The following is a 12904-nucleotide window of genomic DNA, read 5'->3' on the forward strand; positions in this document are numbered from 1 at the left end:
GCTCAGCGGCCGCAAACCCGGCTGAACAGCGGAAAGCCCGGCGCGATCGCGTGCCGGTCAGCGCAGTTCGGGCACCCGGATCTCCCCGACCGGCTGCCCGCCACCCGAAACCGCGGGCCGCGCCAGCTCCGCCAGCCCCGACACGTCCGCCCCCAGGTACCGCAGGGCCTCCACCGCGAGCGGCGCACACGCCCGCTTCGCGCCGTCGTCCATCTTGATCGCCACCGCGAACCCGTCCGGCAGCGCGAACGCCTGGACCCCTTCGGCGCCCGCCTTCGCGATCAGACCCTCCACACCGGACATCAGCGCCGTGTCCTCGCGCCCGGTCCCCGCCACCAGCCACGGGTGCGCCCGCATCGCCGACGCCACCTCCGCCGCGGGGCCGTCGGAAGCACCGGCGATCCGGCCGAACGCGCGGGCCAGCCCGGTCAGGGAGAACGCGAACAGCGGCGCGCCGCACCCGTCGACACCCGTGTGGGCGATCGGCTCGCCGGTCAGCTCCGCCACGGCGCCGGCCACGGCCTGCTGCACCGGGTGGCCGGGCGCCGCGTACCCCGCGACCGGCCATCCCGCCCGGACGCACGTCGTCAGCATCGCCGTGTGCTTGCCCGAGCAGTTCATCATCACCCGGCGCGGCTCGGCCGCGTCGCGCATGCTCGGCACGTGCAACGGGAAGTCCGGCGGGCACGCCAGGTCCTCTTCGGTCAGGCCGGCCGCCGTGAGCAGCTCCAGGACCCGCTTCACGTGCCCGGGCTCGCCCGAGTGGGACGCGCACGCCAGCGCCAGCTCCTCGCCCGTGAAGCCCAGCCCCGCGCGCAGCATGCCGACCGCCTGCAGCGGCTTGTTCGACGACCGCGGGTACACCGGCGAGACCACGTCGCCCAGTGCCAGCCGCACGCCGCCTTCCGGGCCGGTGATCACCAACGCCCCGCGGTGGACGCTTTCGACGAAACCGGAGCGGACCACCTCGGCGAGCACGGGGTTGGTCACTCGCCGCGGCCGCCCTCGTTCTCCAGCAGCTCGTCCACAGTGGCCGATCCCTGTTGGTAGCGCTTCGCGATCTCCGCGTTCAACGTGTCCATCACGCCTTGAACCTCGCGGCGGAACGACGACACCGACAGCTCTTCGCGCGCGTACGTGTCCAATGCGGAGGCGAGCTTCTCGTCCGACAGGGACTCGACGTCGGTCAGGTCCGTGTCGCCGATCAGGGCCTCCGCGTGCCGGCGGTGCTCGCCGGCCCGGGACGGCTCCAGCTGCTGGTGACGGCCCGAGCCCGCCGCCGGGCCCAGTGCGTTGTCGGCCAGGATCGTCGCCAGCTGGTCGACGACGCTCGCGCCGCCGGAACTGCGCCGGGCCTGCTCCGCGCGCACGATGTCGATCCGGGCGTGCAGGAGACGGCGCAGGTAGGACAGGTCGGTCTCTTCCTGCGCGGCTTCGTCGCGCCGCTCGCGCAGCACCTTCAGCGGCAGTTCACCCAGGCCGCTGAGGTACCCCGGGCCGAGCACGCGGTCGATCCGCCGCCTGCCGCCGGGCCGCACTTCGATCACAGCGCAGTTTATCCCGGTTGAGCGTGATCTCGCTGTCAGGGGCTTTCGTTCAGCCACGGAGTTGGGCCGCGGCCGCACGCCCCGGCGCGGGCGGTTCCGCGGGCACCGAGTCGGGGTCGATCGCCGCCTGGACGAGGTTGTCCTCCGAGCCCGCCAGCAGCTCCGCGCCCACCGGGGTCGAGCGCTTGACCAGCGCCAACGCGATCGGGCCGAGTTCGTGGTGCTGGATCACCGTGCCGATCCGGCCGACCGTCCGGCCGTCCAGCAGCACCGGGTCGCCGGTCTCCGGGGTGACCTCGGGCGAACCGTCGAGGTGCAGCAGCAGGAGGTTCCGCGGCGGGCGTCCCACATTGTGGACCTTCGACACCGTCTCCTGGCCGCGGTAGCAGCCCTTCGCGACATGCGCGGCCGAGCCGACCCAGCCCACCTCGTGCGGGATCGTGCGGTCGTCGGTGTCGACGCCCAGCCGCGGCCGCACCGACTCGACGCGCAGCGCGTCGAACACCCAGCTGCCCGCCGCCCGCGCGCCGGCGTCGGTCAGCCGCTTCCACCAGTCCGCCAGCGCCGCGCGCGGCACCGCCAGGTCGACGCTCGACCGGCCCGGCCAGGGCATCCGACGCGCGAACCCGCCACCCGGCAGTGCCGCCACGGCGTACGGCTCCGGGCCCACCTCGGCGCCGGCCGCGCTCAGCACGCGCTCGGCGTCCGGGCCGAGGACGGTGAGCAGCGCGAGCTCGTCCGTGGCGTCCCGGATGTCCACCTTGGACCAGAACTTCATCGCCTCGAGGTACTCGCGCAGGGTCTGCGGGCCGCCCTTGGGCAGCGCGCTCGTCACCCGCGAACCCCGGTCGGAGTCGAGGTACACCGTGCCGTCGAGGTGCGCGAGCACCATGTGCGTTTCGACACGGCCCTGGCTGTCGAGCACCAGCGCCTCGGTGCCGGAGCCCTCGGCGAGCCCGGTCACGTGCTGGGAGATGACCAGGTGCAGCCACGACAGCCGCTCTTCGCCGGACACGGCGAGGAATTCGCGGTGCGAGCGGTCGATCACGACCACGCTGCGCGAGGCCGTGCGCTGCTCCGCGAAGGGGTCGCCCCAATGCCAGGGGACGCCGGCTTCGGGGTGGTCGTCGGGCGGGGGGATGGATCCGGGCACGTCCAGCAGCGGCGAGCGGTACGGCATACCGTCCAGCCTAGGCGCAGTACGGTGTCCGCATGCGCGTGCTCGTCTTCCTGGACGGAACCCCGGCCGACCCCGACGTGGCCCAGATCAAGGTCGACGACCTCGGGCTGATGCGCGGCGACGGCGTCTTCGAGACGATCCTCGTCGCCGACGGCCGGCCCCGGGAGCTGCGGCCGCACCTCGAGCGGCTGGCCCGCTCGGCGGCCATGCTCGACCTCCCCGAGCCGGACCTCGCGGCCTGGGAGCGGGTCGTCTCGCTGGTGCTCGAGAAGTGGGCCGGCGGACCGGAAATGGTGCTGAAACTGGTGTACACGCGGGGCTCCGACGGCGATCCGGCCGCGGTGCCGACCGGCTTCGCGCTGGGTTCGGAGGTCGCGCCGTCGATCCTCAAGGCGCGTGCCGAAGGCGTCGCCGCGATCACCCTCGAACGCGGGTTCCCGCCGGATCTGGCCGAGCGGGCGCCGTGGCTGCTGCTGGGCGCGAAGCCGTTGTCGTACGCGATGAACATGGCCGGCGTGCGGGAGGCGGGCCGCCGCGGTGCCGAAGATGTGATTTTCACCGCGGCCGACGGTTCGATCTTCGAAGGCCCGACCTCGACCGTCGTGCTCGCGAAGGGGCGGACGCTCTACACGCCGCCGTCGAGCATCGGGATCCTGCCGGGCACCACCCAGGCCGCGCTGTTCCGCGGCGCCGAGAAGGCCGGCTGGGCGGTCAAGGTGGAGCCGCTGACCGTGCGCGACCTCGTCGAAGGCGACGGCGTGTTCATGGCCTCCAGCGTCCGCAAGCTGACTCGCGTGCACACGCTCGACGGCGAGCGGCTGCCCGATTCCGAAGCTGTGTACGCCGAGCTCGTCGCGGCCTACGAAGGCGAATACGCCTGACCCTGGGTGATCCGGACGACGGCCGGGGCGACCTCTTCGGCGCGGTAGGCGGCGATCTTGTGGTGGCCGTCGATGATCAGCTCGCTCTCGCCGTCGGCCAGCAGCACCGCGACCGGCCGGTGCCCGGTGCGGATGGCCGTGCGGTAGTAGCCGACGCGGGATTCGTCCGACGGCGGCCAGGCGTCGGTCGGCGTCAGCAGCTGGTCGTCCCGCAGCCGTTCCGGGCCGCTCACCCGGTAGTCGCCGTCGACGAGCAGGTCGAGGACCGGCCCCAGCGTGGTGGCCAGCGGACGGCGCAGCTGCCCGGTGGCCAGCGCGATCCGCAGCGACTGCGGCAGCTCCGCCCGCGCCCGGGTGTTCACGTCGAGAAAACCGGTGCCACCGCTGATCGTCACCTGTTCCACACTTATGAGGACGGGTGGCGAAGCGAAAGGGTTCCAGCCCCTACCCGGACGGGTGCACCCCGTGATCCGGGTCTCACCCGCGCGGCGGTACGCCTTGCTCAGGAAGGCCGGAACCGGATTCGGGTACCCGGCCGAGCCTGCGCGAGCGCGCTCAACGCGGCCTTCTCGACGACGGCGGCAACGGGATAGCCGCCGGTGGTCGGGTGGTCGGCGAGGAACACCACCGGCAGCCCGTTCGGCGGCACCTGGATCGCGCCGGTGACGACGCCCTCGCTGGGCAGCTCGCCCTCGACGGCCCGGCGCAACGGCGTCCCGTCGAGGCGCAGGCCGACGCGGTTCGATTCGGCCGTGACCGTCCACCCCGCCGAGAGCCCGCCGGCGGGGTCGTCGAACCAGTCTTCGCGCGGCCCGAGCGTCACCGGCACGACGAGCTCGTCCGGCGCGCGGACGGGCACGACGACGTCCGCGCCCACCGGGATCCCGGGGTCGCCGAGCGGGAGCACGTCCCCGGCGCGCAACGGCGGCGGGCCGATGCCGGACAGGACGTCCCGGGACCGGCTGCCCAGTACCGGCTCCACCGCGACGCCCCCGGACACGGCCAGGTAGCAGCGCAGGCCCGCGGACGGCGTGCCCAGCGTCAGCGCCTGACCGGCGCGCACCGCCAGCGGCGCGTGGGAGCCGACGGGACGGCCGTCGACCCGGACGTCGACCGCCGGGCCGGTCACCGCCGCCGTCACCGCGGCGGTGAACCGCACGGCGAGGCCGCCGAGCAGGGCCTCGATCCCGGCGGCGTCCTCGGCGTTGCCGACGAGCCGGTTCGCCAGCCGCAGCGACGCCGTGTCGAGTGCCCCGGAAGGCGCGACGCCGAGGTGGGCGTAGCCGGGCCGGCCCAGGTCCTCGACCAGCGCGTACCGCCCCGGGTCGAGCACTTCCAGGCGCCTCACCGGACGCTCCGGAAGCGGACGCGGTCGCCCGGCGCGAACAGCGCGGGCGGGTCCGCGCGGGGGTCGAACAGGGTCGCCGACGTGTGCCCGAGCAGCCGCCAGCCGCCCGGCGATTCGCGCGGGTAGACGCCGGTGAACTCGCCGGCGAGCCCGACCGACCCGGCCGGGACGCGGGTCCGCGGGGACTCCAGGCGAGGCTGCCGGAGCGGCGACGGAAGCCCGGTCAGGTAGCCGAAGCCGGGGGCGAACCCGGTGAACGCGACGGTGTAGACGGCCTCGGTGTGCATCGAGACGACGGCGTCCGGCGAGACCCCGGCGTCGGCGGCGATCAGGGCCAGGTCCTCGCCGTCGTAGCGGACTTCGAGGGTCACTTCGCGGGGCTCGTCCGCGGGCGGGTGCGCGAGATCGGCGGCTTCGAGCAGGGCCCGCACGGCCGCGACGGCCCCGACGACGAGCAGGCTGCGCGCGCCCGGCACGAGGTCGACGACCCCGGGCGGCCGGGCGGCGAGCACGGTCGCGTGGGCGGCCCGCATCTGCTCCAGCGAGTCGCAGTCGAGCAGGGCGGCGTCCTCGCCGCACCGCCGCCAGCGCACGGCGTCAGCCGGCGACGCGGTGCAGCAGGGCCGAGGTGTGCGGCTGCATCTCCTGGCCCACCATCGCGCGTTCCTCGACGTAGCCGAGGGAGCCTTCGATCAGGCCGTACAGGCGCTGGGCCGCGGTGACGTCCTTGGCCGTGGCCGTGCGGATCACCGCGTCGGTGCCCAGCTCCCACGACGTCTGGTTGCGCGGCTTGCCGTAGTACAGCTCGACGATGCCGGTGTTGTGGGTGAGCAGCAGCTCGATCGTGTCGTCGGCCTGCGGCCGCCAGAACCCGGACTCGCGGGCGGCGGGGCGGATGACGTTGCCGTCGTCGTCCAGCAGCCACGCCCGTGACTCGTGGATCAGGAACGGGCGGCCGTCGTGCGAGATCGTCAGCTGCTGCGCGAACTTGCGCGGGCCGTCGATGGTCGGGTAGTCGACCTCGCCCTCACCGCGCCAGACGCCGACGAGCGGCAGCAGCGCGAGGCAGGCGTCGTTGAGGTTCGGCCCCTCGCGCAGGTTCGCGGTGTCGTTGGGGATGGGCAGGTCGTCCCACAGCGGGAGGTTGCGCGAGCGGGTGCTCTCCGCGCGCCTTTCCGCTGCCACGATGGCTTCGTCGCCGCTGGCGGTCATGGGTCAGCGCTGGTCCGCGTACAGCCGGTAGACGACGTATACGGCGAACCAGGTGATCGCGATGCCGGCGAGGACCAGCAGAGTCGTAAAGAAGGCTTCCACGCCCCGCAGAATAGTCCGCCCGGTCCCGGACGGCCCTGCGCAGGGTGGCCGCGGTGAGCACAGTCACCCGGCCGGAACGCCGCGAAGGCCTCCCCGCCGGAGCAGGAAGGCCTTCGCGGAAAACGAACTCAGCCGACGGAGATGGCCAGCTGGTGCAGGCCGGGGCCCTCGGCGGTGACCGAGGCTTCGCCGTTGCCGGTGCGGTGCAGCGCGCGGACCGTCCACTCGCCCGGGGCCGCGTAGAAGCGGAAGTCGCCGTCCGCCGAGGAGACCACCTCGCCGGTGAAGTCGCCGCCGCCGTCCAGGAGCCGGACGAACGCGCCGCCGACCGGCCCGTTCGCGCCCGTCACCTTGCCGGCGAGCACGACCTGCCCGCGGGTGTCGAAGTCGGCCGGCGTGGCCTCCTGGACCGGTGCGCCGCAGCTGTCGTCAACCGCCATCACTTGGCTCCCAACTCGACCGGCACGCCGACGAGCGAGCCGTATTCCGTCCACGAACCGTCGTAGTTCTTCACGTCCTCGTAGCCCAGCAGCTCGTGGAGCGCGAACCACGCGATCGAGGAGCGCTCGCCGATGCGGCAGTAGGCGATGGTGCCCTTGCCCTCGTCGATGCCCTCGTCCTTGTACAGCTCCTTGATCTCTTCCTCGGTCTTGAAGGTGCCGTCCTCGTTGGCGACCTTCGCCCACGGCACGTTCAGCGCGCCGGGGATGTGACCGGGCACCTGGGACTGCTCCTGCGGCAGGTGCGCCGGGGCGAGCAGCTTGCCGGAGAACTCGTCGGGCGACCGCACGTCGACGAAGTTCTTCGAGCCGATCGACTGGACGACCTCGTCGCGGAACGCGCGCAGCGAGAGGTCCTGGTCCTTCGCCTGGTACTCGGTGCGGTCGCGCTTGACCTCGTCGGAGTTCAGCTCGCGGCCGTCGAGCTCCCACTTCTTGCGGCCGCCGTCGAGCAGCTTGACCTTCTCGTGGCCGTACAGCTTGAAGTACCAGTACGCGTACGCGGCGAACCAGTTGTTGTTGCCGCCGTAGAGGATCACCAGGTCGTCGTTGGAGATGCCCTTCTCCGAGAGGAGCTTCTCGAAGCCCTCCTTGGAGACGAAGTCGCGGCGCACCCCGTCCTGCAGGTCGTTGCGCCAGTCGAACTTCACCGCGCCCCGGATGTGGCCGGCGTCGTAGGCGGTGGTGTCCTCGTCGACCTCGGCGAACACGACGCCGGGGGTGTCCAGGTTCTCCTCGGCCCACTGGGTGGTGACCAGGACGTCTTCACGGCTCATGAACTGGACTCTCTTTCTGGGTTGATCTTCAGGACGCGCGGGCGGGGCTGAAGCGTTTGATCAGCAAGTACATTTCGCAGCCGAGGCAGAAGTCGAAGGCCGCGTTGAGGAAGGCCGCGAACAGCGCGAACGCCGTCGCGACGATGCCGAGCGGGGTGATCCCCGCGGCGAAGCCGATGGTGCCGACCAGTGCGAACACGAACCCGACGGCCTGGGCGAACCGCAGCGGCGCCGCGTCCTCCCGCTCGTCGGTCGGGCGGAGGCGCGGGGCGACGAGCGCGCGGTAGACGATCGAGTACGGCGCCGGCTTCAGGCCGACGAAGGCGCCGATGGCGAACACGACGGTCTGGATCGCCAGCAGCGGCCACCACTGGGTGATCAGCACGACCGCGAGCACGATCGTGGTCAGGATGGCGGCGAACCGCGGGCCTCGCGGGTCGACGGCCGGTCCGGCGGGCATTCGTTCCTCCGGCTGGAGCTCCAGGGGGTGCGTGCGAACGGCACGCGTCAGCGGTATCAGGGCTGGTGGGGGACCGGATCGAGAGGTTCAGCGCCGGTCGGACCGGCCACGACACAGGCTGCTGCGGACGCGGCAGAGGTCGACTGCGCGTCGCTGCGTCAAGAAGGTGGTCAGCCCGGTCACGGGTGCGAGGGTACCCAGAGCTCCCTCAGGGTGGGAACCACGTTCATTCCTTGGGACGATTCCCGTTTTCTGGGACAACTCCCTGGTCAGGGTGTCCGCGTTGTGAGATGCGGCCGCAGGGCGTCCAGCAGTTCCGGCCCCTTGGGGACGCCGCCGACGCGCAGCAGCTCCCGGCCGTCCGGGGTCAGCGCGATCGTGGTCGGCGTCCGCAGCACGGACAGCGACTGCGCGACCTCAGGGGAGTTCGTGACGTCGAGTTCGACGTGGTGCAGGCCGGCCGTCCGCTCGGCCAGCGGCGCGAGCACGGCCTTCGCGTGCCGGCAGGGCGCGCAGAAGGTGGTGGAGATCTGGACCAGCGTCACCGCGGACGCCGGGTCGAGCACGTCGGTGACGGGGGCGGGCAGCGCGCGCACGGCGGGTTTGGCCTTCCGGACCCGGCCGTTGCGGGCCTTGAGCAGCGCGCCGACGGCCCCGGCGGCCACCAGCGTCGCCACGAGCACCCACAGCCCCGTCACCGCACCGCTCCTACTTGCTCAGGTCCGCGAAGGACACGTTCGCCGCCTTGCCCTTGATCGTCACCGATCCGCTCTGCACCCGCACGCCGGTCGGGGTGACCGACAGCGGCAGGTCCTTCGTGCTGATCGACGCGTTGAAGTTCGGCATCAGCGCCTTCTGCACGGCCGCGGGGACCACGGTGGTCTCCTGGTCGTTGCCGAACTGCAGCCGCTTGGGAAGGAAGTTGATCGTGCCCTTGGCGGCGTCCGCTTCGATCATCGCGAAACAGAAGATTTCCAGATCCTTGCCCGCGAACGGAAGGTGTCCCGAAATGCGGACACCGGTGCTCGACTCGTCCTGGTCGGGCTGGCCCTCGGTCGTCTTCGTCGTGGTCGGCGCGGGCTCGCTCTGGCCGGCGTCGCCGTTTTCGACGTATTCGGTGGTCGACGGCTCGATCCGCAGGTCCTCGATCTTGTCCAGCGGCGCGAGGCGGGCCAGGTCGGCGGCCTTGATGGTGACCGAGCCGGTCAGCTCGCCGATGGTGATCGCCTTCGTGTTGCCGTTGGCGAGGTCCGACAGCGGCGCCGTGACGTTCTCCAGCTCGGCGTTCACCGCGACGTCCTGGAGCTTGCCCGCGACCGGGACGCCGGCGGCGGACACGCTGATGTGACGGTAGTCACCGCCGAGGGCCTGCGTGAGGAACGGGAAGCCGTGGATCGTCACCGACGGGTCGTCGCTCAGCTGCAGCTGCGTGCGGGCCTTCTGCGAAATCATGTGCTCGGCGTACGCGGCGGCCCCGAAATCGGCGCCGACCAGCAGCAGCACCAGCACGACCAGCGCGATCACCCAGCGGCGGGCCCGGCGGCCGCGGCGTCGTGCGTCCGGCCTCGGTGCGGGTCGGTCGTCCCGGGTCACGGGCCTGCTCACCATCGCTTCCGTACTCCTGTTCGTCGGGGACACCCGGATTCCGCCAGGTGTGATCGATCCAGCAAGGGTTAGGTGCCCGGCCGCTCAGCCGCTATTCTCACTTAGCACCGACCACTGCCGCTGTGCGGCGACGACTCGAGAAGGCGGTGCGGCTGATGAGCCTGGACCTTCTGGTACTGACTGCGGAGGCCGACGCCACTTCGGTGCTTCCCGCGCTGGACCTGCTGCCGCACACCGTACGCGTCCGCGCTCCCGAGGTGACGGCCCTGCTCGACGCGGGCCACCGGGACGTGATCCTCCTCGACGCCCGCAGCGACCTGGCCTCGGCGAAGAGCCTCTGCCGCCTGCTCAAGGGCACCGGCGAGGACGAGGCGGCCACCCCGATCATCGCGGTCGTCGGCGAAGGCGGGCTCGTCGCCGTGAGCGCCGAATGGCGCACCGACGACATCCTCCTGCCCACCGCCGGTCCGGCCGAGGTCGACGCCCGGCTGCGGCTGGTGACGACCCGCGACGGCGGTTCCGCGCAGGTCGACGCCGAGCTGCGGGTCGGCGAGCTGGTGATCGACGAGGCGACCTACACCGCCCGTCTCCGCAAGCGCACCCTGGAGCTCACCTACAAGGAGTTCGAGCTGCTCAAGTACCTCGCGCAGCACGCCGGCCGGGTGTTCACCCGCGCCCAGCTGCTGCAGGAGGTCTGGGGCTACGACTTCTTCGGCGGCACCCGCACGGTCGACGTGCACGTCCGGCGGCTGCGCGCCAAGCTCGGCCCCGAGCACGAGCAGATGATCGGCACCGTGCGCAACGTCGGCTACAAGTTCGAGCGGCCGGCCAAGAGCGGCGGCCCGCGGCCGAACGTGCCCGCCCAGGCGGAGGCACCCGCCGACACTGCCGAACTCGCCCACTGATCCCCCTTTCGCGCACAGAAGACGTCTCGCACAGCCGTCGCGTTGCGTCCGCCCCGGGTACGGTCGCAGGGTGAGCGGAGACGGCGAGTGGCGCCAGGAACTGGACGAACGGCAGCTCGAGGACGTGCGGCGGCTGCTGCTGGCCGTGCGCGAAGCGGACGGGCGGCCCGAGGTCGGCCCCGAAGGCCCGCTGCCCGGCGAGTTCGACGGCGGTGAGCACCTCGTCGCCTGCATCGAGGGCGAAGTCGTCGGCTACGCGCACCTCGACACCACCGGCGACTCCTTCGGGCACCAGGTCGCCGAGCTGTTCGTGCACCCCGCCCACCGCAACCGCGGCTACGGCGCCAAGCTGCTCCAGGCACTGGACGAGCGGGCCGCCGTCGGCTTCCGCGTCTGGGCCCACGGTGACCACCCGGCCGCGCAGCGCCTGGCCCGGAAGACCGGCCTGGAGCGCAAGCGCGAGCTGCTGATCCTGCACGTCGACGTCGAGGGCGCGGACTGGCCCGAGCCGGTGCTGCGCGACGGCGTCTCACTGCGGACGTTCGTCACGGGCCAGGACGAGGACGCCGTGGTCCGGGTCAACGCGCGGGCCTTCGACTGGCACCCCGAGCAGGGCGCCCTGACCGCCGACGACGTCCGCGCCGACGAGCGGCGGCCGTGGTTCGACCCCGGCGGCTTCTTCCTCGCCGTGGAAAAGAACACAGCGAACGGCAGCTTGGAAGACACAGTCATCGGCTTCCACTGGACGAAGGTGCACGAGCCCACCCCGGGCCGGTTCGGCGGCGAGCGCGTCGGCGAGGTGTACGTCGTCGGCGTCGACCCGGCCGCGCAAGGCGGCGGGCTGGGACGGGCGCTCACGCTCGCCGGGCTGCGGTACCTCGCGGGCCGCGGGCTGCGGCAGATCATCCTCTACGTCGAGGGCGACAACGCGCCGGCGCTGGCGGTCTACAGCAAGCTCGGGTTCACGCGTCACGAAACCGACGTCCAGTACGGTCGGTGACCACTATGGACACCGCGCGAACACCTCGTCACGGTGCGCGAACGCGCAGGTCACGGCCGGGACACGGCACCCTTTCCGGCTAGTAGCACTGCTCACATCGGCGGCCTTGTTCACTTTGCGTTCATCTGGACAGGGGCGACCGTCCACCAGGGCTGCCTAATGTCCGGATCCGGCGCGGCAGCACAGCCGCGACGACCCGGTCAAGCTCCTGATGGAGGAAACAGCAGTGAAGATCATGCGGCCCCTGAGCGCGGTGGGCATCGTCGCGAGCGCCGCCCTCGTGCTCGCCGCCTGTGGTTCCGACCCCGCGGCGACCAACAGCAGCAGCTCGAACTCGGCTTCGGCCCCCGCTGCGACCGGTACCGCCGATGTGGAGTGCGGTGGCAAGAGCCCGCTCTCCGCCGAAGGTTCGTCGGCCCAGAAGAACGCCATCGACATCTTCACGCAGCAGTACGGCAAGAAGTGCTCCGGCCAGCAGGTCAACTACAACCCGAGCGGCTCGGGCGCCGGCGTCAAGCAGTTCAACGCCAACCAGATCGACTTCGGCGGCTCGGACTCGCCGATCAAGGACGCCGACGCCGAGGCGGCCAAGAAGCGCTGCGCCAGCGACGCCTGGAACATCCCGCTGGTCGTCGGCCCGATCGCGGTCGCCTACAAGCTGTCCGGCGTGGACAAGCTGGTGCTGACCCCGTCGGTCACCGCCAAGATCTTCAGCGGCGGCATCACCAAGTGGAACGACCCGGCCATCAAGGCCGTCAAGGGCAACGAGAGCCTGAACCTGCCGGACAAGCCGATCCAGGTCGTCTCCCGCGCCGACGAGTCGGGCACCACCGACAACTTCCAGAAGTACCTTGGCGCGGCGGCGAAGGCCGACTGGACCAAGGGTGCCGGCAAGAAGTTCAACGGTGGCGTCGGCAACGGGGCGCAGGGCTCCAACGGCGTCGCGACCGCGGTGAAGGCCTCCGACGGCGGCATCACCTACGTCGAGGGCGCGTTCGCCAAGGACGGCCTGACCCCGGCCCTGATCGACAGCGGCTCCGGCGGCGTCGAGCTCTCCGCGGCGAACGTGGCCAAGTCCCTGGACGCGGCGAAGTTCCTCAAGGACGGGTCGAACGACCTCGCGCTCGACCTCAACGGCATCTACGCCAGCAACACCCCGGGTGCCTACCCGCTGCTGCTGACGACCTACGAGATCGTCTGCTCGAAGTACGCGGACCCGAACGTCGCGAAGGCCGTCAAGGCGTTCCTGACGGTGGCGGCCACCGACGGCCAGCAGCCGCTGTCCGCCAAGGGCTACGTGCCGATCCCGCAGTCGCTGCAGACCAAGGTCCTCGCCGCGGTCAAGGCCATTTCCTGAACCGGCGTTGCGACTGATATCCGAGTGATAG

Annotated in this window: 16 protein-coding genes; 4 read left to right on the forward strand and 12 right to left on the reverse strand. The window is 71.8% G+C overall.

The annotated features are described in order from the left end of the window. Positions 1 to 57 precede the first annotated feature (57 nt). The 3 genes from DV20_RS01920 to ygfZ are packed head-to-tail and all read right to left on the reverse strand — an operon-like array spanning position 58 to position 2727. Positions 58 to 990, reverse strand: a complete 933-nt coding sequence (locus DV20_RS01920; RefSeq protein ID WP_043775824.1) for an asparaginase — start codon at positions 988 to 990, stop codon at positions 58 to 60. Next, complete coding sequence (locus DV20_RS01925; RefSeq protein WP_043775825.1) at positions 987 to 1547, reverse strand: RsiG family protein; 561 nt, start codon at positions 1545 to 1547, stop codon at positions 987 to 989. The genes DV20_RS01920 and DV20_RS01925 overlap by 4 nt, the downstream gene beginning before the upstream one ends. Positions 1548 to 1596: 49 nt before the next feature. Beyond that, positions 1597 to 2727, reverse strand: a complete 1131-nt coding sequence (gene ygfZ, locus DV20_RS01930; protein ID WP_043775828.1) for a CAF17-like 4Fe-4S cluster assembly/insertion protein YgfZ — start codon at positions 2725 to 2727, stop codon at positions 1597 to 1599. A 32-nt stretch (positions 2728 to 2759) separates the two neighbouring features. On the opposite strand from ygfZ, the gene DV20_RS01935 reads away from it, so the two are divergent. After that, complete coding sequence (locus DV20_RS01935; RefSeq protein WP_043775829.1) at positions 2760 to 3608, forward strand: aminodeoxychorismate lyase; 849 nt, start codon at positions 2760 to 2762, stop codon at positions 3606 to 3608. Here DV20_RS01935 and DV20_RS01940 read toward each other — a convergent pair. From DV20_RS01940 to DV20_RS01980, 9 genes are all read right to left on the reverse strand, one after another. Next, positions 3587 to 4012: a hypothetical protein gene (locus tag DV20_RS01940; protein WP_200876334.1), complete on the reverse strand. Its 426-nt coding sequence runs from the start codon at positions 4010 to 4012 to the stop codon at positions 3587 to 3589. The genes DV20_RS01935 and DV20_RS01940 overlap by 22 nt on opposite strands. A 98-nt stretch (positions 4013 to 4110) precedes the next feature. Further along, positions 4111 to 4956 carry a 5-oxoprolinase subunit C family protein gene (locus tag DV20_RS01945; protein WP_407638310.1) on the reverse strand — a complete coding sequence of 282 codons (846 nt, stop codon included), beginning with the start codon at positions 4954 to 4956 and terminating at the stop codon, positions 4111 to 4113. After that, entirely contained in the window at positions 4953 to 5549 is a 597-nt protein-coding gene (locus tag DV20_RS01950) for a 5-oxoprolinase subunit B family protein (protein ID WP_043775835.1), read from the reverse strand. The genes DV20_RS01945 and DV20_RS01950 overlap by 4 nt, the downstream gene beginning before the upstream one ends. Positions 5550 to 5553: 4 nt before the next feature. Then, positions 5554 to 6168: an FABP family protein gene (locus DV20_RS01955; RefSeq protein ID WP_043775837.1), complete on the reverse strand. Its 615-nt coding sequence runs from the start codon at positions 6166 to 6168 to the stop codon at positions 5554 to 5556. A gap of 230 nt (positions 6169 to 6398) precedes the next feature. Continuing rightward, positions 6399 to 6710, reverse strand: a complete 312-nt coding sequence (locus tag DV20_RS01960; RefSeq protein ID WP_043775841.1) for a DUF1416 domain-containing protein — start codon at positions 6708 to 6710, stop codon at positions 6399 to 6401. Next, positions 6710 to 7546 carry a sulfurtransferase gene (locus tag DV20_RS01965; protein ID WP_043775843.1) on the reverse strand — a complete coding sequence of 279 codons (837 nt, stop codon included), beginning with the start codon at positions 7544 to 7546 and terminating at the stop codon, positions 6710 to 6712. Before DV20_RS01965 ends, DV20_RS01960 begins: the two co-directional genes overlap by 1 nt. A 28-nt stretch (positions 7547 to 7574) precedes the next feature. Beyond that, positions 7575 to 8006 (reverse strand): DUF4395 domain-containing protein, encoded by a 432-nt coding sequence (locus DV20_RS01970; protein ID WP_043775846.1) that lies wholly within the window; start codon positions 8004 to 8006, stop codon positions 7575 to 7577. Positions 8007 to 8275: 269 nt separating this feature from the next. Next, entirely contained in the window at positions 8276 to 8704 is a 429-nt protein-coding gene (locus DV20_RS01975; protein WP_043775849.1) for a TlpA family protein disulfide reductase, read from the reverse strand. A 10-nt stretch (positions 8705 to 8714) separates the two neighbouring features. Further along, the gene (locus DV20_RS01980; RefSeq protein WP_084093272.1) at positions 8715 to 9614 is read right to left on the reverse strand and encodes an LmeA family phospholipid-binding protein; all 900 of its coding nucleotides are present in this window, start codon (positions 9612 to 9614) and stop codon (positions 8715 to 8717) included. A gap of 152 nt (positions 9615 to 9766) precedes the next feature. Between DV20_RS01980 and DV20_RS01985 the strand changes: the two genes are divergently transcribed. From DV20_RS01985 to pstS, 3 genes are all read left to right on the forward strand, one after another. Continuing rightward, positions 9767 to 10516 (forward strand): winged helix-turn-helix transcriptional regulator, encoded by a 750-nt coding sequence (locus DV20_RS01985; RefSeq protein ID WP_043776054.1) that lies wholly within the window; start codon positions 9767 to 9769, stop codon positions 10514 to 10516. A 70-nt stretch (positions 10517 to 10586) separates the two neighbouring features. Next, the gene (gene mshD, locus DV20_RS01990; protein WP_043775853.1) at positions 10587 to 11516 is read left to right on the forward strand and encodes a mycothiol synthase; all 930 of its coding nucleotides are present in this window, start codon (positions 10587 to 10589) and stop codon (positions 11514 to 11516) included. Between the two features lie 226 nt (positions 11517 to 11742). After that, on the forward strand, positions 11743 to 12873 hold the full coding sequence (gene pstS, locus DV20_RS01995) for a phosphate ABC transporter substrate-binding protein PstS (RefSeq protein ID WP_043775855.1): 1131 nt from the start codon (positions 11743 to 11745) through the stop codon (positions 12871 to 12873). The last annotated feature ends 31 nt before the right edge of the window (positions 12874 to 12904 follow it).

Source organism: Amycolatopsis rifamycinica, from assembly GCF_000695625.1.
Classification (GTDB): Bacteria; Actinomycetota; Actinomycetes; order Mycobacteriales; family Pseudonocardiaceae; genus Amycolatopsis; species Amycolatopsis rifamycinica.

What these genes read in the sequence shown, in the direction of transcription:
- ygfZ (WP_043775828.1), bottom strand. Translation starts at nt 2,727, where the DNA reads ATGCCGTACCGCTCGCCGCTGCTGGACGTGCCCGGATCCATCCCCCCG.
- DV20_RS01935 (WP_043775829.1), top strand. Translation starts at nt 2,760, where the DNA reads ATGCGCGTGCTCGTCTTCCTGGACGGAACCCCGGCCGACCCCGACGTG.
- DV20_RS01955 (WP_043775837.1), bottom strand. Translation starts at nt 6,168, where the DNA reads ATGACCGCCAGCGGCGACGAAGCCATCGTGGCAGCGGAAAGGCGCGCG.
- DV20_RS01960 (WP_043775841.1), bottom strand. Translation starts at nt 6,710, where the DNA reads ATGGCGGTTGACGACAGCTGCGGCGCACCGGTCCAGGAGGCCACGCCG.
- DV20_RS01965 (WP_043775843.1), bottom strand. Translation starts at nt 7,546, where the DNA reads ATGAGCCGTGAAGACGTCCTGGTCACCACCCAGTGGGCCGAGGAGAAC.
- DV20_RS01970 (WP_043775846.1), bottom strand. Translation starts at nt 8,006, where the DNA reads ATGCCCGCCGGACCGGCCGTCGACCCGCGAGGCCCGCGGTTCGCCGCC.
- DV20_RS01980 (WP_084093272.1), bottom strand. Translation starts at nt 9,614, where the DNA reads ATGGTGAGCAGGCCCGTGACCCGGGACGACCGACCCGCACCGAGGCCG.
- DV20_RS01985 (WP_043776054.1), top strand. Translation starts at nt 9,767, where the DNA reads ATGAGCCTGGACCTTCTGGTACTGACTGCGGAGGCCGACGCCACTTCG.